Origin of the sequence: Halomonas sp. DQ26W (assembly GCF_003339685.1) — a bacterium.
GTDB lineage: Bacteria > Pseudomonadota > Gammaproteobacteria > Pseudomonadales > Halomonadaceae > Halomonas.
The window spans coordinates 63280-84127 of the sequence record NZ_QPKI01000004.1; the positions used below are offsets into that span (position 1 = coordinate 63280).

A 20848-nucleotide genomic window follows, 5' to 3' on the forward strand; every position below is an offset into this window, starting at 1 on the left:
CGGGAAAACGGAGTTTCAAGCACCGAGGATATATTGCTGGAGGGATGGGATTCGATGAATTTGCTGCCACCCTGAAGGAGCTGCACGTAGAGCACCTGTTCTTCAACTGGCCCGGCGCCGAGGTGCCATGGCCAGGAGACCATGGGGTCATCCTGCTGGCGTCGGATCATGACCTGTATCGTGTGACAAGGTTGTTACGTTCACAGCGGCACAGGGGTGATATCGCTTGCACGCTATTCACCATCGGGGGGCTGCCGGGCAGCGATCGAAATGGTGTGGCCTGGCTCCCCATCAGCCGGGCACGTGAGATGCTGGCCGCATCAGGGCGCTGCGGAATGCACCTGGCAAGCGACGAGCAGCGCCTGCTGGCGATGTGCAGCGAGGCGGTCTATCACCTTGGTACCGAGAGTGGCTTGCCGCTGTGTGCAGGCCAGCCATCCGATGTTGCATTATCGCCCTATGCACAGGCCATGCAGTTACTCAACTCCAGCTGTGGTATCTGGCCGAGCCCTCAAGTGATGGGGCTGGAGGAACTGGAAGGGCGGATGGCCGAAGCGTGTTGGCGGCCGAGCACGGATACGTTGAGGAAGCTATCCCGGTCCAATCCATGGCTTGCGCAGATTGTGGCCCTGGCCCAGCAAGGCTACCCGGAGCCAGTGCCTGGCCTGGCTGTGATGTTGGTGAGAGAGCAGGGCCTGCTCCACCTTGATGACTTTCACAAAACGTTGGAGCACCATGGCTTCGATGTGCTGTGCGATCTCAATATCCAAGGTGAGGACCAACTCCGGGTGGCCGATCGGATACGAGGAGGAAACTGGGGACGTGGACCCTTTCCCTGCAGCGGCGGCTTGCCGGCTCATATGCTGGTCATACATGATGTCCATCCCGACGTCAGCCGGTCCGAAGCTGCCGGGGCCAACGAACAGGTCGATAATGCCAGAGTCTTCACCGCAAAGGAGAGCATGCGCAGGCGCATGAACCGTGGCCGCCCGGCCCGGCAGCACTGCAATCCCCTGCATTCATCGGACAATGCCGCTCAGGCCGTTGAATACCTAGCGGTTGTGGCACCCGATCGGATAGAAGAAATTGTGGAGCAGGCGCGGCAGCGTAACGCCGCCTACCGTACGCCTTATCCCGTGCTGGCTGATCTCAGCAAGCATGCTCAGCGCGCCAAGGTGGAACTGGTGGACTTCCATGGTGCCCAGGCGATCTGCAAGACCTTTCGACCTGGCAGGGAGCGTTTCATGGAGCGGGAAGTACAGGCCCGTGAGCTCGGCAAGGAGCTACCGGAGGTATCGAGTATCCTGGAGATTGGCCCCCGGCACCTGGTGTTCGAGTGGTATGCCGACAATCTCCAGCGTATCCTGTCGCCCAAGGCGCCTTTCTATCAACACGGGATGCTGCCTATCTGGGCCATAGAGCGCCTGAGACATGTGATCCTGCATTATCGCCGGCTTGGCTACGAGTGTATCGACCTCAACCCTCATAACCTGATCTACGACCCCTGTCAGGGGCTGAAGATCATTGATTTCGAATTCCTGCAGCCGGGGCCACGTGGCGTCGACACCTTGAAGGGAAACTATGCATGGTATGCCGTACCTGGCGACTTTTGCGGGGACGTGCCCCAGTCGGCGCGTAATCGCCCCTACCTGCGCCGATGGCTTCCTTATACCGGTCTGCCGCGCCTGCTATGCCTTCATGAGGTTCCGCGCCCGGTACTGGTATTGGCTCGCTCCTTTTTCCTGGTGCCGTTGACACTCGCCGGCATGAAGCGGGCTGGCCGGCGCTATGTGCGTCGTATTGCGCGCCAGATAGCCGTCAAGTAGAGGTGACGGTCTACCCGCATGGGCCTGACCTGCTGCTCGATGGATGTTCAACCATGCTTGAATCTACACCGAAGAGTTATGCTATGGCCCTGGGTTCTGGTTTTTCGTTTCAAAAAAGTAACCGGACTACCAAGTGTGAAGCATTGTAGCGCCACTTGCAGCCGCTCGAATCATACCATCGGCGCTATGAATGGCGAAGTCGTTAAGGTGCCCCTCATTTCGGTAGTGGTTCCCGTCTACAACAAGATTTCGACGCTGTCTGCCTCCCTGGAGTGCCTTTACCAGCAGACATTTCGCAATTTTGAGATCATCGCAGTGGATGATGGCTCCAGCGATGGCTCCCTCGAATTGTTGAAGCGCCATGAACGAGCCGGTCGGTTGCGCCTGTATCGTCCGGCAACGCCTGGACCCGGGGGTCATGCGGCTCGTAATCATGGCGCGGAACAGGCGAAAGCCGAATGGTTGGTCTTTTTCGATGTCGACGACCTGCTTCTGTTCGATCATTTATCCTGTTTTGCCGATGGAATCGCCCGCTATCCAGAGATCGAACTGTTCATAAATGCTTATCAAAAGATGAAAGAGCACCAGCGTTTGCCTCGAAGCGAACAAATCCAAAGTGGTGTGCTCGAGCGATATGATGCATTGATGGCTTTTGCACGATACGACTTCATTCACATGAATGGAGCCTGCCTTCGGCGTGACCGATTCAAGGCGCTGGGCGGCTTTCCTGCCGAGCGCTACCGTCGCGGTGGAGACATCTATTTCTGGCTCAAGACACTCTGCAATTTGGAAACTATTTATTACAATAATGTCGTCACCAGCCTATGGCAGTTGGAACACAGCGGCATCACACACGACAGAAATAACCTTGCCAATATCCACCCCTGTGTCGACGTGTTATCAGAGTGTGAAAATAATCTGCCATGGCGTGAACGGCGTCAGCTACGGGCAGCGGTTAACCGCAAGGTGCTTTCCTGGGCGCTGGAAAAAAAACGGCTTGGACAATCCATAAGGAGGGACCTGGCATCTATCAGGTGCAGCAGCATGCGACTTAGGCATTGGCTACATATGGCCATGCTCCTAGTTCCTTATCCGTACTATGACAAGCTGAAGAAATGGTTAAAGTAAATGGTTTTATCATTGAATTTTAAATTTTTATGAAAAGAAAAAAGAGGGGTCGAAGCGAGAAAAAGACGGCTCAACGCGGTAATTTCCTACAACGCCATCGATATTATTCACATTAGTCAGCTACGATTGCTGAGACGGCTAGCTGCCTTTGTGTTTGTTCAGTTAGATATTTATTCGCGATGAAAAGCGCTTGGTCTTTGGTGCCTGGCATGCCGGCAACTTAGCAATAACACATGCTGACTTTAACGATTCGCTAGGAATGAAGTGCCTGATATACGTGCGATAATATTTTCGAAAAAGCATGGCGTGCTTTATGGTGATCATGTGTGCGACAAATGACCAGGTATCTGGGTGTTTGAGATGTATAAGTACTTATTCTCCTGTTCTTGATGCGCAAAAGGTGGGATGAGCAATGCCTTTTTTTACTATTATCGTGCCTGTCCATAATAAAGAATCCTCTCTGGAAGCGTCGTTGTCTTCGGCGTATGAACAGACTTTCCGTGACTTCGAGATCATAGCCATAGACGATTGCTCAACGGACCGTTCCGCTGCGTTAATCAAGAGTCATGAGGAGAAGGGTCTAGTGAGAGTCTATAGAAGATCTGTTCCAGGTCCCGGGGGTTATGCGGCAAGAAATTACGGTGTCTCTCAGGCAAAAGCGGACTGGTTGGTGTTTCTCGATGCCGATGACCTTTTTTCGCCAACCCATTTGCAGAATTTTCATGAGGCGATACAGAAGAATCCGGATGTTCAGCTTTTGGTGAATGCGTATGAAAAAACTCAGCATGGAAAAAAATCAGGACGTAGAAAAGTATTTGAAACTGGGCGCGTGTCTCGCCAAAAATCCTTGGCTGCCTTTGCTAGTGCGGACTTTATTCATATGAATGGTGTCTGCATGCACAAGCCGTTCTTTTTTTCCATAGGTGGGTTTCCAGAAGGGCGGTTTCGGCGAGGTGGCGATGTGTATCTCTGGTTGAAATCGCTGTGTCGTCTTGAGGTGATTTACTTTAATGAGGAGGTAACAAGTTTCTGGACAATGGATTACAGGGAGGTTACCCGGAATACGCTTAACTTGAGCGGCACCCACCCAAGTGTCGATTTGTTGGCGGAGGAAATAAACAATCTTTCATTTCTTGATCGAGCCAGGTTGAAAGCGGCGGTGAATAGAAAGTCAATAGCCTGGGCGGTGGAAAAGAAGAGTTGCGGTCTGCCAGTCGCTGAGGATGTGCGAGGCCTCTCGTGTTTGGGGCTTCGGCCTCGTCAGTTTATACCTTTGGTTTCATTGCTGTTGCCGCAGCGGATTTTCAAGGGGCTGAGGTTGTTGAGAAAGGCAAGATTGTCTTGGCCTGGATGAACTAACTTTCCTGTCTTAAGTCACTGGAGTCCCTATGAATTTCAAGACCTACTCAGAACTAAGTAATGATATAAGAAAGCATATCGGCTCTCTCCATGCGCTCGATATCGATCTGGTTGTTGGTATTCCCAGAAGCGGCATGATTCCCGCTTACATGATCGCGCTGGGGTTGAATCTACACTGTACTGATATTGACCACTTTGTGCGTGGTGGGCAACTGAAGAGTGGTGTAACCAGAAAGGTTTCCAGGAGTTTGGAAACGGTATGGGATGCCAAAAAGATTTTGCTTGTCGACGATAGCATCTTTTCTGGAAAATCCATGAAGCTGGCGAGAAATAGTATTCCAGCATCTTTCACTGGGGAAATCGTAGAGCTGGCTATTTATTCATCTATTCGTGGAAGAAATGATATCGATCTTTATCTTGAATATGTGTCTCATCCTCGGATATTCGAGTGGAATGTATTCCATCATCCTATCCTCTCAAGGAGCTGTATTTCCATTGACAGAGAAGTAGCAAGCATCCTGAGGGAGGGTGAAGGACATGGAAAGACTGATGTGGTGAAGAGCAACGATTTTTCTCCGCTTTCGGCTACCTATGTCCATTCTCTCGTGTCGGTGGAAGGAGAGGAGAATAGGAGTGACATTGAGGCATGGCTGGCAGAACGCGGCATTAGCTATGAGAACCTGGTCTTTCTGGATGTCAGGCCGGGGAGCGCATCTTCCAGTCGGTTCGAAGCTGCTATTGAAAAGGCATTTTATTACAAAACAAGCAAGCTGGAATTTTTTATTGAGCCTGATGATAATCAAGCGCTAGGTATATTTAAGGAAAGCGGAAAGCCTGTTTATTGCTCCAGCAGTAACATCATATATCATGCCTCCGCCATGCGTGGTCTATATACTAATCCTGCTTCTGTAATGACAAGATTAAAGCACCAAAGCCAATTCTTTCCAGTGCCAATTAAAAATGTGCTGAAATTTTTCTACAGGAAGTTTTCAAAATAAAGCTATATGTTTGCCGCTAGAGTAATGGTGGAGTTATGAGTAAACCTTTAGTCAGTGTATATATGAGCGTTCGAAATGGTGGCCCCTACTTGGGGCATGCCGTCAACAGCGTGCGAAATCAAACATATCAGAATTGGGAGCTAATTATCGTGGATGATGGGTCAACAGATGACACGCTGAATTATCTGTTGACCTTGCCTGAGCTTGATAACCGTATTCTGGTTTTGCCAACGACCGGCATGGGTAGAGGTCGGGCGCTTAACCATGCCATATCTCATGCAAAGGGAAGCTATATCGCCAATCTGGATGCCGATGACCTGTCCCATCCGCAAAGACTTGAGGTACAGCTAGCCCTCATGCAACAACATGAACTGCCTTTTCTCTGCTCGGCACCACAGTACATTCGGGATGACGAGGCAGTGTACTGGCAGCCGGTTGATGTTCGGTCCTGCGAAGTGGTCGATTGTAGTCATCGGCTGCTGCGCAGAAACCCGGTCAATCACTCCTCCGTGATCATGGAGCGCACGCTATGCCAAGCAGTAGGGGGATATGACGAACGGTTGATGTCGCAGCTCGATTATGACCTCTGGTATCGCATCTGCCTGGCGGAATACCCCATCACACGTTCCTCTTCGGTACTTGTGGCCAAGCGGTTTCACGCTCGCCAGTCATTCGAACGGCACCGGCGGCTGCGTTATATATGGAACAGCTATCTGGTTCAGCGGCGTGTGATCGCGGGTCTGGGTGGGGGCTGGTCGGATCGAGCCTACATGGTATTACGGTTATGCATAGGGCTTGTACCGCCAAGCATACGCTTGAGTCGGAGATAGTTTCCCGTCACCGTTCTGATAAGTCGAAGGTGCATCATGAAAGTAGGTCTCTCATTCACTCCACAAAGCTATGACGACTGGGAGCGAAAAATACGTTTGTCCCTCGCTGAACTGGTGCCCGATCTGACTCTGCACGATTGCCGCAGGCCGGGTTCTTTGCTTGATCTAAAACCCGAGGTCGTGGTGGGCCACGAGAGTGACGTCCTCATTGACGATTTGACGACCCCTCCGGCATCGCTTCGGTGGGTGCAGGTCATGCGTTCTGGCGTGGACCGTCTCCTCGAAGCCATCGGCGGCGCTCCCGTTACGTTTAGGATCACCAACGTACGCGGCATTCATGCCCAAGCTATGGCGGAGTACCTGCTGGCGGTACTGCTGCACTTTGAAAAGCGTATCGGCACATTCGTTGAGAACGGGGTGCACGGACACTGGGAGAGGCCGACCCTGGGCCAGTTGGCCGGTAAGCGTCTGCTGGTGTGCGGGGCTGGTGGAATCGGTCTCCCTGTGGGAGCCGTTTTCGATGGACTCGGTGTCACGGTGGAGGCTGTCGCCCGGGAGACGAGTCCCCGACCGCCGTTTCGATGTGTTCATCCGTTGAGCGCCTTGCCCGACGTAATCGGTGCCTTCGATTACGTTTTTTGTGCCTTGCCTCTGACCCACGAGACCCGCGACGTCTTCAATCGGGGCGTAATCGATGCCATGAAGCCCGGTGCGTTTTTCGTCAACGTCGCCAGGGGTGAACTCGTGGATGAATGGGCGTTGATGGAGTCCCTGCGAGCCGGACGGCTGGGTGGATCGGTCCTGGATGCGTTTCGCGAGGAGCCCCTGCCGAGCGATTCGCCATTGTGGACCACGCCTAACCTGCTGATCACGCCCCATGTCGCTGGCCGCTTTCCCTTGGGCCATGAGCTCGGTCTGGCGGTCCTCAGGGACAACATGACCGCCTATCTCGCAGGTTCCCCGTTGCTCACGGAAGTCTTTCCGCAAAGAGGTTATTGATGATGACGATAAACTCCGACTTCGAATACAAGGATGTGCTGTTCATTGCGGCTAACACGCGATCGCTGGTTGCCAATCGGGGAGCGCTGATCCGAGCCCTACAGCAGCGAGGGCTAAGCGTTGGCGCCTTGGTGCCGGACGATGATTTCCTGCAGGAAGTTCTGGCGCTAGGGGTCACGACATGGCGTTATCATCTCGATCGCCACAGCATGGGCGTGGGCGGAGAAATAACGCGTTTTCTCGAACTGCGGCGAATAATCCGGGCCATTGCGCCACAGGCTGTTTTCGCCTACTCCGTCAAACCAATCATTTTTGGTGTCCCGGCGGCAAGGCTGGCGGGGGTGAGCGAGACCTATTGCCTGGCCACCGGCCTTGGTTACCTGTACGGCCGGCATGACTGGCGCACGCGCCTGATTCGTGCAGTGGTCAACCGCTGCTATGCCGTATCGGGAGGCCTGAGTCGAACGTTCTTCTTTCAAAATCCCGACGATCGCGACGAACTTCAGCAGAGCTTTCTCTTTCGTCGCATGACGCGCAGCGTGGTGGTCAACGGATCTGGCGTGGATCCTGGCGAGTATCCCTTCAGCGAGCCCTCGACGGCTCCGATTCGCTTTCTGTTCATGGGGCGATTTCTCGAGGAGAAGGGCATTCGCGAATTCGTCAGCGCGGCGCGGCGGCTGGCATCGGAAAACCCGGAGGTGGAATTCATTGCCTTGGGCGACGTCGACGAAACCTCGGTCAATGCCATTAGACCGGAAGAAGTAGCAACGTGGCGCAAAGAGGGTTGCGTCTCGTTCCCTGGCAAGGTTCGCGACGTGCGGCGCTATCTCCGGGACGCCTCGGTGATGGTCCTGCCCTCCTACTATCGGGAGGGAATCCCACGCAGCCTGCTTGAGGCCATGAGCACAGGGCGGCCGATCATCACCTGTGATTCGCCTGGCTGCCGCGAGACGGTAGAGGAAGGCGTCAACGGCCGGCTGGTACCTCCTGGCGATGTCCAAGCGCTGGCTGACCGGATGCAAGCCTTCATTCACGATCCGAGCCTGGTAGGGCGAATGGGTCGAGCGGGGAGAGCCCTGGTGGAGGCGCGCTTCACTACTGACTTCGTCAATCGACAAATGCTTGATGAAATGCCGATCGCCAATGTCGGAGGAACGCTCAAGGGAATGGCATAAGTTCGTCGCCCTGGCCCCTCCCCTTAGGCCAGTCTCGCTGAAGTCCGGTCTCCAATGGCTGCGACATCTTGAACTGGTGAGGCTGCAGCAATTCGGTGGACCACTGAGCAAATCACCCCTTCGCTACTTTCCCTCCACAACGGTGCCAGTTGCCGTTCCTTTCGTGCAGGTAAGACAACATGCAGATAGTCATAAAACGTTGCCTGGATATCGTCGTATCCGCCCTGGCATTGCTGGTGTTGGCACCGCTGCTGGTGTTGATTGCCGTGCTGATTCGTTGTGACACGTTCGGACCTTCGCTCTTCGTCCAGCGTCGCGTTGGGCGATACCTTGAGCCGTTTCACATCTACAAGTTCCGCACCATGCAAGATCGCAATGCCGAGGAAATCGATCCACTGAACGAAGGCGTGATTAGCTCGGGCAGCGATCCGCGCATTACCCGGATAGGGCGATTCCTTCGGACGACGAGTCTCGATGAGCTCCCCCAGCTCTTTAACATTCTCAAGGGTGACATGAGCCTGGTCGGCCCTCGCCCCGTGCTCGAAGAGCAGGTCGAAGCCGTGCCCGACAAATTCATGGAACGTTTCGTGGTGCGCCCGGGATTGACTGGCCTGGCTCAGGTCCATGGGCGCCGCAGTCTCGGCTGGCTCGAACAATTGGAACTGGACGTGCGCTACACCGAACGGGCCAGTGTCTGGCTGGACCTGCGGCTCATGCTGGCCACGGCGTATGTAGTGCTGACCTTCAAGGATGTCTACGGCAGCACTGAACGGAACTGGCGCCAATACCGGAAGGGTAAGTGTCAACAGGACTCGGGAGAAACCAAGTGAAACACTTGCACACCATGCTGATCACTGTAGTGCCGGAAATTGCCTTGCATGCACAAACATGTGGTGTCGATACCATCTTCATCGATATGGAGGCACGTGGTAAGGCAGATCGACAAGGTCATCTTGACACTCATAAAAGTGCACACACCTATGCCGACGTTGCTCGCATTGCTGCCGTCCTCTCCAAGGCGGAAGTGATGGTTAGGATTAATCCACCCTGGGACGGCACGTCAGCGGAAGTCGATGCCGCCATCGACGCTGGGGCCCAACGAGTCATGTTGCCCATGTTCCGCAATGTAGAACAAGTCATGGAATTTAAGCGAGCCGTGGCGGGGCGGGTCCCGGTGACTCTTCTCGTGGAAACGGCCTCAAGCTTGGCTCGTTTGCCGGTGTTCCTGCCCTTGCTTGGTCAAGAGGATCGTATTCATTTCGGTCTCAATGATCTGTGTATCGATATGCAGCTCAATTTTCTCTTTGAGGTGCTTGGCGGACGTCTTCTTGATGGTCCGGCGGCGCTCTGCCGCGATGCCGGAATCCCGTTCGGAATAGGTGGTGTTGGTAGTATCGGCAAGGGAATGGTGCCGGCGGAATGGGTCATCAGCGAGCATGCCCGGCTCGGCTCTGAGTGGGTGATCTTATCGCGAGCCTTTCACGGCGGGGCGGAAAGCCTGGCGGATCTCTCGTCTTGTATAGACCTGGCCGCCGAACTGAAAGCCATAAGGCGCTGTTACCGGGAGTTCAGTGTGACCGCCCCGAGCATTCTCGAAGCAAATCAGACAAACCTGGCACTGCGTGCCGCGGCGACCAATAGCCAGCCGCACAAGATCGCATGAGGAATGATCCTGCGACGTAACATGGCATGTGGCTGTCTACTCTCATGCATTCATGTTTATAGCTAATATCTCCGTTCACTACCGAGCACAACCGCAACCGCAGGCTGCAGAAGGTCATCGTCGTTCTTTACCGCAGTGGGCTTGCAGTTAACTGCCAGGTGTTTTTTTCAAAATTTTGACGACCTTTAAGAGTTTGTTGAGCTTAGGATGCTAAGGATCGCCGCAAGGCGGTGCGTACTTACGGCCTCAGGGTGTATATGCAGATTTTCGCTCGCGAACCGCTACCTGGGGGGGCGATCAACTTTCTGGTTATAGGGAGGTTACTGACTGAAAAAGGCGTAGCCGAGTTCTGTGAAGCGTCCCGCGCGCTTTGCGGAGACTACTCTGATGCGTGCTTCATCGACATTGGTCCCCATGACCCGAAGCAACCTCACACCTGCGCCGATCGGGATCTCCAGGACACCGTCGCCGAACCAGAAAAACAGTCGGCGTGAATGAACTCAGAGGCGACAGATTCCTTAACAACTACCGAATGTCTCTGGTTGATGACGCATGACACCTGACGCATGACACCTGACACCTGCGCAAATGCGTGATCTGGCACAGATAGTGGAAGAATCTATACAGAACGCCGTAAGCTAGATTCCAGTCATGACTTATCATTCTTGATCGCATGCGGTTGAGAGCGTATTGACACCAGTAGCTTTGGAGTTCTTCTTTATCATTAAGAGACCACGGCGCTGGCTATCTCCATGTTAGCTGAGAAGGAATTTGCATATGGAGTACAGGCGAGATATAGATGGGTTGCGCGCAGTTTCCGTAATTCCTGTCATTCTTTTTCATGCTGGCCTGCAGCCTTTTTCAGGTGGGTTTGTTGGTGTTGATGTTTTTTTTGTAATTAGTGGATATTTAATAACTTTAGTCATTATCAACGAGATAGAGGAGGGCAATTTTTCGTTCTCAAGATTCTATGAGAGGCGCGCCAGGAGGTTGCTGCCCGCCTTGTTTTTTGTGCTATTATGTTGCACTCCATTAGCTTGGATATGGATGCTTCCGAACCAATTCAAAGAGTATTCTCAAGCGCTTGTGGCGATAAGTTTCTTCGTGTCCAATGTGCTTTTCTGGAGGATGGATGGTTATTTTGCGCCAGACTCAGAAACGAATCCATTGCTTCATACTTGGAGTTTGTCGGTAGAAGAGCAATTTTATATTTTCTTTCCCGTGCTGCTGCTTTTGGCATGGCGGCACGGAAAGGTAACAGCATTTTATATTGTCATAATTTTAACCTTGGTCAGCTTTTTACTTTCTGAATGGGGATGGAGGATTTCACCAAGCGCCACTTTCTATTTATTACCGACACGTGCTTGGGAGCTGGGTGCCGGGTCAATATGTGCCTTTATTATTTATAATAGAAAGCCGCGACAAGAAGGGTTGCTATCTCTGCTTGGCGTTATTCTTATTTTATATTCTGTGTTTTTTTATGATAATGATACCCCGTTTCCATCCGCCTATACGCTGGTGCCAGTCACAGGAGCCGTTCTCGTCGTTCTTTTCGGCAGTAAAAAAGGGATTGCGAACTGGTTTTTGTCCAGTAAGTATATGGTTGGTGTAGGGCTGATTAGTTACAGTGCATATCTTTGGCATCAGCCCCTTATGGCATTTGCTCGAATCAGGAGTGAGTCTTATCCGGATTCGTCGCTCATGTTGATACTTGCCTTGACATCTCTTGGTTTGGCCTACTTCACTTGGAAGTATGTAGAGCAGCCTTTCCGGAAAAGAAGGCAGGGGAATGGTGGTTTGACAAAAAAACAAATTTTTGGGTTATCGTTAGCTGGAACTTTGTTTTTCGTCAGCTTAGGCCTGCACGGTAAGTTTACGGATGGGATGCGATATTTATGGGAGTCTAAGTATCCGATCGCATCATTAACTTATGAAATAGCTGAGCGTGAAATGTCTGAAGCAAATAATGGACCGCGCTTGAAAAGGTGTCAGTTTTCCTTGCTTGAAATTAATGTAAACGATTTAAGTCGTCTCGATGAATGTCAGCTGCTACATGGCCCCGGGATCCTGGTGATTGGGGATAGCCATGGTATTGATCTATTTAATGGGCTAGTTCTTAATGAATTTAGTGATTTTATCTTAGGGTTTGTGAGGGGTGGGTGCAGTCCTTATACAAACAGGGATATTTGCCAAGATCAGTATCAGACAATAAAAAAGTTAGTTAACGTTAAAGGGCAGTTATTTGATAGAGTGATCTACACGCAAGCAGGATTTTATTTAATGGAAAAGGTGGATGATAATGATGAGTTGGAAGGTAGGAATATGATTTCTCATGTTTCGCTTACTGATCCTATATTGATTTCTGATTTTAAAATCAGGGAAGATTATATCTCTGAAACGATAGCTTTCCTCGAACAGCTGGCTGCGGAAAAAGAAGGTGTTGATATTGTTTGGGTTGGGCCTCGCATCGAACCGCATATACCTTTAAAGCGTGTCGTTAGGAGTGGCTGTAACAGCGAATTCAGAATGCGACCCGGTCAGCAAGAACTTTATGAAGAAATCAGTAATTTGATATCGCGGCAGGCTAAGGACAGCCTAGTAGAGTATGTTGATCAGATAGAACTAGTAAATTTCTCGATCGCTAAAGATTTTATTAATTGTGATAGTTGGTTTTGGCGTGATGGAGATCATTGGAGCTTGACTGGGGCTAAAGAGTTTACTAGGCGCATGTACAGGCAGCTTGAGGGTTGATAACGTAGATGGCCATGAGCTTAACGTAAAATTGATGATTCGCGGCACTTGGATTAAAATTTAATAAGTTTTATGTGGAGTATTCGTATGTTTCACAGAGGAATTAATAATAAAATTGTTCGTCACGCAGAAGTTAGACTTTATTACCCATTAAAAAAAATTATCCATGCTTCGCTTTTCCATAAGGAATATGGAAATAATGCCCCGCAGGAAGGTGAAGTTATCTGGGTTAATCCCCGAGAAATTTCTGGACATATGTTTCCTGATGTGTGGAAAGAGCTAAGGAGGAGGACAGGGTTCAATGGTGGCGCTTTACTCGGTGGAGATTGGGATATCGAGAATATTCATTATATGGAATTCACGAAATTGGACCCTTATCTCAGTTGCTACGAACACTGGGTAGAGGGGAAAAGTTGGAGTCAGACCTCTTTGTATCAATTTTATGTCGAAAAACTAGGTCGCGGTGAGCCATGCCGCTTCTCTTCGAGCAGTGCTCTTTGTGAACGATATGAAAATCTTGATAGTATATTTCTTGAAGTGCTGAAAGATAAGTGTATGAGTACCAAAAAAAAGGATTTGGTTAAAGTAAGTGTTGCGCGAGATGCTAGTCTCATATGGGGGCCCGACGGAAGACATCGTATTTGTATGGCAATTTGTGCAGGCTTGGAAAAGATGCCCGCTATGTTAGGGTTTGTTCATTTTGACGCAATTAATCAACTTAATAAATTGAGGTCGTCCTGAATTTTTTTTGAAATTAATTCTATGGCGCACGCATTAGCTTATTTGGCGTTCGAAAATAAGATCTTAGTGTATGGGAACCTAGTGACAGAGCAATAAACGGCTTATTTCACCCTGCAATTGTGGACACCGATCTAAGCGATCATTCGGGCCTCGAAGGCCTCTGAGCTGATCATCCCAATCGCACTTTGTCGGCGCTACCGGTTGTAGTCCGGCTCGATGAACTCGAACACCTGTCGCCGCATGGTTCTCTTGTCAGTCTACTCACGCAGTTCAATCCGTGCGAAGTGGGGAGTCAGGCGCTTGATCAGCCCGGCGAGCATGGCTTGCGGCGGCGCGTTGTCCGCCGGCTGGCAGTAGGCCGGGTCGAGGCACTGATGGGTGCGAGCTACCTGGATTGCATAGTGGCGCACGCCGCAGTCGGCCAGGGTCAGCGCCAGGCGTTCCACGTCGGCGAGCTCGAAGTCGCGCCAGTGCACGGTGGTGCGACACTCGAAGTCGATACTGCTGTCGAGCAGTGTCATCAGGCTCTGGCTGTGGCGCTGCCAGATGCCGGGCCGCCCGCAGATGCGGTCGAAGTCGCGCCCGCGCCCCTTCACGTCGAGCCCCACCCAGTCGAGATTCGGCATCAGGTGAGAGAGCCGGCCCGGATAAGGCCCAGCAGTGTGCAGGCCCACCTTGAAACCCATCGCCTTCACCTCGCCGACGGCGGCCGGCAGGGCGTTGTGCAGGGTGGGTTCGCCGCCGCTGAACACCACCGCTTCGAGCAGCCCCCGGCGGCTACCCAGGAACTCTCGCACTGCCTGCCACTCCCGTTCGTCACCGCGGCGCGGTGGCATCATGTGGCCATTGTGGCAGTAGCCGCAGCGCAGCGGACAGCCCTGCAGGAACACCACGCAGGCCAGGTGGCCAGGATAGTCCAGCGTGGTCATCTGGGTGAGTCCGGCGATGGGTAGCCGAATGCCGTCGAGTGGCACGGGTGGGGGGGAGTCGAGGTCGGTGGCGATCATGAAGACTCCTTACCAAGCTGATGGCTCCTTTACCAAACTGAAGGCGCCAGTGCCGGGCACGAGGCCCGGCAGCGTTGATGGATGCGTCAACTACTTGGTATCAGGGGGTGCGAGGGCCGCGGCTCGTTCGGTGAAGTGGTGGCGCTCGCGGTGCTCGGCGCGCTTGCCGACGTTGTACTGGCTGACCGGGCGGTGGTAGCCCATCACGCGGGTCCACACCTCGCAGCGCTGGCGTTGTTCGGTGGGCAAGGTGTCGATATTCGTCATCGGTTGGCTCCTTCCAGTGGGTCAAATAACGCTCAGGCCGTCACGGCCGCGGCGCATCTTGCCAGCAGTGCCTCGTCGCACTTTGGGCAGAATTCGTGTTCGCCGGCCAGGTAGCCGTGCACCGGGCAGATCGAGAAGGTCGGCGTCACGGTGATGTAGGGCAGGCGGAATCGCGACAGCGCGGTACGCACCAGCTTGCGGCAGGCCTCGGGGCTGGAAAGCTTCTCGCGCATGTAGAGGTGCAGCACGGTGCCGCCGGTGTAGCGGGTCTGCAGCGGGTCCTGGTGAATCAGCGCCTCGAAGGGGTCGTCGGTATGGCCCACCGGCAGCTGGCTCGAATTGGTGTAGTAGGGCGACTCCGGCGTGCCGGCCTGCAGAATGGAGGGAAAGCGCGCCTGGTCAGCCTTGGCGAAGCGGTAGGTGGTGCCCTCAGCTGGGGTCGCCTCCAGGTTGTAGAGATGGCTGGTCTCGGCCTGAAATTCTTGCATTCGCCCGCGCACGTGGTCGAGTACCTCCAGGGCGAGTTGGCGCCCTTCCGGGGCGGCGATGTCGTAGTGGTCTTCGAAGAAGTTGCGCACCATCTCGTTGAGGCCATTCACGCCCAGGGTGGAGAAGTGGTTGCGCAGGGTGCCCAGGTAGCGTTGGGTGTAAGGGTAGAGGCCTTCGTCCATCCATTGCTGGATGCAGCTGCGCTTGAGCTCCAGGCTGTCGCGGCCCAGTGCCAGCAGCCGGTCGAGCTCTTCGAGCAGTCCCGTCCGGTCGCCGGCGAAGCGGTAGCCGAGCCGCGCACAGTTGAGCGTCACCACACCCAGCGAGCCGGTTTGCTCGGCGCTGCCGAACAGGCCATTGCCGCGCTTGAGCAGCTCGGTGAGGTCGAGCTGCAGCCGGCAGCACATGGAACGCACCATGTGAGGTTCCAGGTCCGAATTGAGGAAGTTCTGGAAGTAGGGCAGTCCGTACTTGGCGGTCAGCGCGAACAGCCGCTCGGCGTTGTCGCTCTCCCAGTCGAAGTCGGTGGTGATGTTGTAAGTGGGGATGGGGAAGGTAAACACCCGCCCCTGGCGGTCGCCGGCCTCCATCACCTCCAGGTAGGCGCGGTTGAGCAGGTCCATTTCCGTCTGTAGTTCGCCGTAGCGAAACGGCTGCTCTTCGCCGCCAATGGTCGGCACCTGATCGCGCAGGTCTGCCGGGCACACCCAGTCGAAGGTGAGGTTGGTGAAGGGCGTCTGGCTGCCCCAGCGCGATGGCACGTTGAGGTTGTAGATGAATTCCTGAACCGCCTGCTTCACTGCCACGAAATCGAGGCCGTCGCGGCGCACGTAGGGCGCCAGGTAGGTATCAAAGGAGCTGAAGGCCTGGGCGCCGGCCCACTCGTTTTGCAGCGTACCGAGGAAGTTGACCATCTGCCCCAGCGCACTGGAGAGGTGGCGCGGTGGGTCGCTCTCGGCGCGCCCGGGCACGCCGTTGAAGCCTTCAATCAAGAGCTGGCGCAGCGACCAGCCGGCGCAATAGCCGCACAGCATGTCGAGGTCGTGGATATGCAGGTCGCCCTCGCGGTGGGCGGCGCCGACCTCGGCCGGGTAGACCTCGTCGAGCCAGTAGTTGGCGATCAGCTTGCCCGAGACGTTGAGGATCAGGCCGCCCAGGGAATAGCCCTGGTTGGCATTGGCGTGCACGCGCCAGTCGGCACGTTCGAGGTATTCGTTGACGGTCGAGGCGACGTCGATGCGGCGCGGGCCGGCCTGGCGGATGGGGGCGTTCACCGCAATCTCCCTATATGTGCTGCCGTTTGGTGTTTTCATACACTACATATGGTGTGTGAAGGCTAGTGCTTACGGCGGCGGGAGAAAATGATCCAGGTCAGAAAAAGGTCTATCGAGATAAACGGTAGCGCTTGCCGTTGGCTGTACCGCGCCGTCGCCAGGTCTACGAGGAGGCGCTGTGAACCCATCCATGGGCGCTACATTTGCCCTACTACGCTCTCGCATCTTGCTCCGCTAGCAGGACCGGGGCTGGCCATCCATGGCCAGCCCGTTCGGAGCAATGCTCCTCACCCATGGCAAATGACCTCCTCTTCGACCTGCCCCGGCGCCTCAATCTGCTCCGTCGAGGCCCCATGAGAGAGTGTGCTGTGGTATTGGTGGTTTCAGCCGGCGGGCAGGCGAGTGTTGTCCATTCCCGGGCGGCCGTACCAGTAGCCGTCGCAGACCTCCGCTTCGACCAGCGCCAGTGGGTCGGCGGCGGGCAGCTCACCGCGGCGGGCGGCGTCAAAAGCGGCCACCACCTCGGCCATGCCCTCGGCGCGGGGGCTCAGGCGCGCTACGGCCACCCCCATCTCGGCCATGCCGCTCACCTCGTGGCGCAGGTCCTGGCAGGCGCCGGATAGGGTCTGGATGCCGTTGAGGGTGAACACCTCCTTGGATTCCTGGGAGCGCAGCGCCAGTCCTTCGGGGTATTTCTGGCAGACGAACTGGCAGCGATCCTTGGGCTTCTGGTGACGCCGCGCGGTGAAGCAGCGCGACGACCAGGCCAGCGGCAGGTGGCCGTAGGCGAACACCTCGCAGGGCGCCTCGAGCCCTTCGGCGGCGCAGTCGGCGAGCAGCCGGGTGAGATCCTTGTGGGACATCTCCACTGGCGCCTGCCAGCGCTGCATGCCGGCCCGGGCCATCACACCGATGGAAGCCGGGTTGTAGAGGTTCAGCGCGGCGCCGGCAATGAAGGGCCGGCCGGCGGCGGAGAGGCGCTGCAGAGCGCTTTGGTCGTTGGCTTCGACGATGAACTCGCCGTTGTCGCACAGCTTGCGCAGGTCGCGCAGGTCGGCCTCGGACTCGATCAGGGTCTGGCTTGCGATGACCACCTGCTTGCCGCTCTGGGCCAGCTCGCGGCCGATGCCGAGCCAGTCGTCGAGCTTCATGTCGCGGCGGCGCGAGCAGACGGATTCGCCAAGATAGACGATTTCCACCGGCCAGTCGGCGGCCTCGCGGTAGAAATCGGCGTAGTGTTCGCGGGTCCAGTAGAACAGTACCGGACCCAGCGACAGCTGCAGGTCAGGGGAAGTCGACATGACGTGCTCCTATTTCCAGCGGCGTTCGTAGGCGCCCAGGGTGGTGGTGGCGCCTTCGGAGACCTCGCCGAGGCCAGCCATCCAGGCGGGGTCGGGGTGGAAGCGCTCGGGTGCTCGTTCGAGGCGGTCCAGCGCCTGGCGCCATATCCCGGCTACCTTTGATACGTAGGCCGGACTGCGCTGGCGGCCCTCGATTTTCACTGCGCTGATACCCAGCTCGCGCAACTCGGGGAGCAGCTCCAGGGTATTGAGGCTGGTGGGCTCCTCGATGGCGTGATAGGTCTCGCCACCCACCTCGAAGCGTCCCTTGCACAGGGTGGGGTAGCCGGCCCGCTCGCCCTCGCCGTAGCGATCGATCAGTACGCCGTTGAGGCGTGATTCGAGCCCTTCGGGGGTCTCCTCCCAGCGCACGTGGGCCGCCGGTGAGCAGACGCCGCGGGTATTGGGCGACTCGCCGGTGAGGTAGGAGGAAAGATAACAGCGCCCCTCGGCCATGATGCACAGGCTGCCGAAAGCGAATACTTCGAGTTCCACCGGACTCTGCTTCGCCAGGTCGCGCACCTGGGTGATGGAGAGCACCCGGGGCAGCACCGCGCGCTTGATGCCGAACTGGTCGTGGTAGAAGCGCAGGGCCTCGTGGCTGGTGGCCGAACCTTGCACCGAGAGGTGACGGGCGAGATCGGGGTGGCGTCGTGCAGCATAGTCAAGCAGGCCCATGTCGGCCATGATCAGGGCATCGACACCAAGGTCTGCAGCCTGGTCCACGGCGCGGGTCCACTGGGCCCAGCCGTCGGGCTGCGGATAGGTGTTGATGGCGCAGAACACCCGCTTGCCGCGGGCATGAGCGTAGTCGATACCTTCGCGGGCACGCTTGTCGGTGAAGTTGAGGCCGGCGAACTGCCGGGCATTGGTGGAATTCTGGAAGCCGAAGTAGACGGCATCGGCTCCCTCATCCACGGCTCGCTTCAGGGCAGGCAGGTTGCCGGCCGGACAGACAAGCTCCATGACGCTCTCCTCGCAGTCTGGTTAAATCCGACCATGCTAGTCGACTATCGACGTCACGCTTTTGATACGGGTCATGGCGAGGTGGAGTTGTCTCGAAATGAAAACCTTGCCGCTTTGGATAACCAGGGCGGCAAGGTTGGCGGGCATGACTTTATGAGGAAATATGTAAAATACCTCTTCAAGAGGCGATGACGTGAGACCCATTGTCGCGGGCAGGACGAAAGAAGCCGGGGAGGATAGCCCCGGCTTTTGCTTTTCTACTGTGGTGTCGTGTTTCCCTAAAGCCCGATGCGATGCGCCCGATTGGTAAAGAAGATGCCGCTGGGTGACTCGGCCGGCAGTGTCGCCAACACCTCGAAGGTTCGGGTGTCGTAGACCACCACCTGGTTGCTGTCGCGGGCCGAGATCCAGATATGCTCGCCCCGGGGCGTGAATTCCTTGTGCAGGATCGACTCGCCCGGCTCGAGGGTTTTGATCACTTCATGGGTCTGGGTATCGATTACCTGCACCCTGTCGTTGAGCGGGTGAGCGAAGGTGACCCAGACCTGGCGTTCGTCGGGGCGGCTCATGACGAAGATCGGCTGGCCATGCACTTCTATACGCTTGGTCAGCGACCAGTCGCGAGCGTCGGCTACCAGTACCTCGTTGCGTCCCACGGCGGGGAAGAAGGCCTGGTCGCCGGCCATGGCCCAGCCCTCCAGGTGGGGCATCTTGTAGACCGGCAGGCGCTCTTCGCCGCGGCCGTAGTCGGGCAGGATGCGCTGCACGCCGTTTTCCGGATGCCACAGGTCGAGCAGGGCCATGCCGTCCTCGCCGAACAGGCCGGCGATATAGTAGCGGCCGTTGGCGGTAATCAGCGCGTCGTAGGGCATGCTGCCCACGTCGCGGTACTTCGTCAGCTCGGGCTCATCCGTGGACATGTCCAGGGTCCAGATCTCGCCGGCCTCGAACAGGCTGAAGACGAAGATGTTGCCCGGTACGTCCACCACGCCGACCACCTTGGCCTGATCGGTAGTGCCATCCGGCTTCTCATAGGTGGCCGGCACGTCGATCACTAGTTCCATGGTGTCGCTAGCGAAGACCTTCACCCCGCCCGGCTCGTAGTTGCCCACCGCCACGAAGCGGCCGTCCTGGGAGATCGCTCCGCCGATGCTGTTGCCCCCCTGGATGATGCGCCCGTCGATCTCGCCGGTGAGCAGGTCGAGTCGCGTCAGGCCGCCGTCGCGGCCGAAGACGAAGGCGTGGCGGGCATCGCGGGTGAACTTTACCGAAGCGTGGGAGAGATCGCCGAAGCCCTCGATATGGCTCAGCACCGTCTTTTGAGTAGTGTCGACCAGTGCCACGCTGCCGGTGGCACGCTCGATGATCACGCCGAGATCCCCGGTGCCGCGAAGCTCCGGCCCCGCGACGGGTGCCTCTGCCACGGCATGGCCGGTGGAGAGCAGGGCCAGGGCGCCGGCGGCAAGCAGGGTCTTCAGCGGGTACGGGATAGGCATGGCAGGTCTCCGGGGTCAGTCTTGTTGCAGCGTTTGCAGGCGATTGTCGGTACGCAGATGTTCAGCCAGCCAGCGCGCCTCATCGTCACTGAGCAGGGCCTTCCAGCCCGGCATGGCGCTGCCGGGAATGCCATACTGAATGATGTGCGCGAGCGCCTCGACGCTGAAGCCTTCCATGCGATCGCGGGGCAGCGCCGGCCCCAGCCCGCCGCGCAGCGTCATGCCGTGGCAGGAGCCGCAGTCCTGGTAGAGCAGGGTCTCGAGCTCGGCCTGGCGCTGTGGATCAAGCGCATCCTCGGTGGTCTCCGCCATGGCGGAGGCCGAGAGCAGTAAGCCGAGGAGCATCAAGAGGGCCGGCTGGTGCATGTGAAAACCTCGCAAGACGACGGAACAGGAACGGCCGTGAAAGAAAGTGGTCGTCAGCGAAGTGTCCCCCCGTTGCGGCTTGGCTGCTTTGACGAATATCAAGTCGGGTTAGTAAAAATGCCTCTTTTGACCTGTGTCAACGGCAGCGTCAATGACCACTTTCAGATTTGATG

18 protein-coding genes are annotated in these 20848 nt (G+C 55.9%); 11 read left to right on the top strand and 7 right to left on the bottom strand.

Features of this window, described 5'->3' with window-relative positions; all coding sequences use genetic code 11:
* The first annotated feature begins 44 nt into the window (after window positions 1–44).
* The 11 genes from DU490_RS03175 (at window position 45) to DU490_RS16970 (ending at window position 13470) form a co-directional block, all read left to right on the top strand.
* Window positions 45–1826: a hypothetical protein gene (locus DU490_RS03175; RefSeq protein WP_114572892.1), complete on the top strand. Its 1782-nt coding sequence runs from the start codon at window positions 45–47 to the stop codon at window positions 1824–1826.
* A gap of 78 nt (window positions 1827–1904) precedes the next feature.
* Complete coding sequence (locus tag DU490_RS03180) at window positions 1905–2954, top strand: glycosyltransferase family A protein (RefSeq protein ID WP_181869940.1); 1050 nt, start codon at window positions 1905–1907, stop codon at window positions 2952–2954.
* Window positions 2955–3366: 412 nt separating this feature from the next.
* A complete protein-coding gene (locus DU490_RS03185) occupies window positions 3367–4308 on the top strand; it encodes a glycosyltransferase family A protein (protein WP_114572894.1) in 942 nt (313 codons plus the stop codon).
* Window positions 4309–4342: 34 nt separating this feature from the next.
* Entirely contained in the window at window positions 4343–5311 is a 969-nt protein-coding gene (locus DU490_RS03190; RefSeq protein WP_114572895.1) for a phosphoribosyltransferase, read from the top strand.
* 35 nt (window positions 5312–5346) lie between these two features.
* Window positions 5347–6141 carry a glycosyltransferase family 2 protein gene (locus tag DU490_RS03195; RefSeq protein WP_114572896.1) on the top strand — a complete coding sequence of 265 codons (795 nt, stop codon included), beginning with the start codon at window positions 5347–5349 and terminating at the stop codon, window positions 6139–6141.
* A gap of 255 nt (window positions 6142–6396) precedes the next feature.
* Complete coding sequence (locus tag DU490_RS03200; RefSeq protein ID WP_181869941.1) at window positions 6397–7140, top strand: D-2-hydroxyacid dehydrogenase; 744 nt, start codon at window positions 6397–6399, stop codon at window positions 7138–7140.
* Window positions 7140–8315 carry a glycosyltransferase family 4 protein gene (locus tag DU490_RS03205; RefSeq protein WP_114572898.1) on the top strand — a complete coding sequence of 392 codons (1176 nt, stop codon included), beginning with the start codon at window positions 7140–7142 and terminating at the stop codon, window positions 8313–8315. The genes DU490_RS03200 and DU490_RS03205 overlap by 1 nt, the downstream gene beginning before the upstream one ends.
* Before the next feature lie 179 nt (window positions 8316–8494).
* Window positions 8495–9145 (top strand): sugar transferase, encoded by a 651-nt coding sequence (locus tag DU490_RS03210; RefSeq protein WP_114572899.1) that lies wholly within the window; start codon window positions 8495–8497, stop codon window positions 9143–9145.
* Complete coding sequence (locus tag DU490_RS03215) at window positions 9142–9978, top strand: aldolase/citrate lyase family protein (protein ID WP_220270442.1); 837 nt, start codon at window positions 9142–9144, stop codon at window positions 9976–9978. Before DU490_RS03210 ends, DU490_RS03215 begins: the two co-directional genes overlap by 4 nt.
* A gap of 777 nt (window positions 9979–10755) precedes the next feature.
* Window positions 10756–12729, top strand: coding sequence for an acyltransferase family protein (locus tag DU490_RS03225; RefSeq protein WP_114572901.1), 1974 nt, complete (start codon window positions 10756–10758; stop codon window positions 12727–12729).
* An 87-nt stretch (window positions 12730–12816) separates the two neighbouring features.
* Entirely contained in the window at window positions 12817–13470 is a 654-nt protein-coding gene (locus DU490_RS16970; RefSeq protein WP_147270441.1) for a hypothetical protein, read from the top strand.
* 257 nt (window positions 13471–13727) lie between these two features.
* On the opposite strand, the gene DU490_RS03230 is transcribed toward DU490_RS16970, so the two are convergent.
* From DU490_RS03230 to DU490_RS03260, 7 genes are all read right to left on the bottom strand, one after another.
* The gene (locus tag DU490_RS03230) at window positions 13728–14477 is read right to left on the bottom strand and encodes an anaerobic ribonucleoside-triphosphate reductase activating protein (RefSeq protein ID WP_114572902.1); all 750 of its coding nucleotides are present in this window, start codon (window positions 14475–14477) and stop codon (window positions 13728–13730) included.
* 90 nt (window positions 14478–14567) lie between these two features.
* The gene (nrdD, locus tag DU490_RS03235) at window positions 14568–14744 is read right to left on the bottom strand and encodes an anaerobic ribonucleoside-triphosphate reductase (protein ID WP_114572903.1); all 177 of its coding nucleotides are present in this window, start codon (window positions 14742–14744) and stop codon (window positions 14568–14570) included.
* 32 nt (window positions 14745–14776) lie between these two features.
* On the bottom strand, window positions 14777–16507 hold the full coding sequence (locus DU490_RS03240; RefSeq protein WP_114572904.1) for a ribonucleoside triphosphate reductase: 1731 nt from the start codon (window positions 16505–16507) through the stop codon (window positions 14777–14779).
* 383 nt (window positions 16508–16890) lie between these two features.
* Window positions 16891–17808 (bottom strand): U32 family peptidase, encoded by a 918-nt coding sequence (locus tag DU490_RS03245; RefSeq protein ID WP_114572905.1) that lies wholly within the window; start codon window positions 17806–17808, stop codon window positions 16891–16893.
* Between the two features lie 9 nt (window positions 17809–17817).
* Window positions 17818–18813, bottom strand: coding sequence for a peptidase U32 family protein (locus DU490_RS03250; protein ID WP_114572906.1), 996 nt, complete (start codon window positions 18811–18813; stop codon window positions 17818–17820).
* A 278-nt stretch (window positions 18814–19091) separates the two neighbouring features.
* Window positions 19092–20309, bottom strand: coding sequence for a cytochrome D1 domain-containing protein (locus DU490_RS03255; protein ID WP_114572907.1), 1218 nt, complete (start codon window positions 20307–20309; stop codon window positions 19092–19094).
* Window positions 20310–20324: 15 nt separating this feature from the next.
* The gene (locus DU490_RS03260) at window positions 20325–20675 is read right to left on the bottom strand and encodes a cytochrome c (RefSeq protein ID WP_114572908.1); all 351 of its coding nucleotides are present in this window, start codon (window positions 20673–20675) and stop codon (window positions 20325–20327) included.
* Between the last annotated feature and the right edge of the window lie 173 nt (window positions 20676–20848).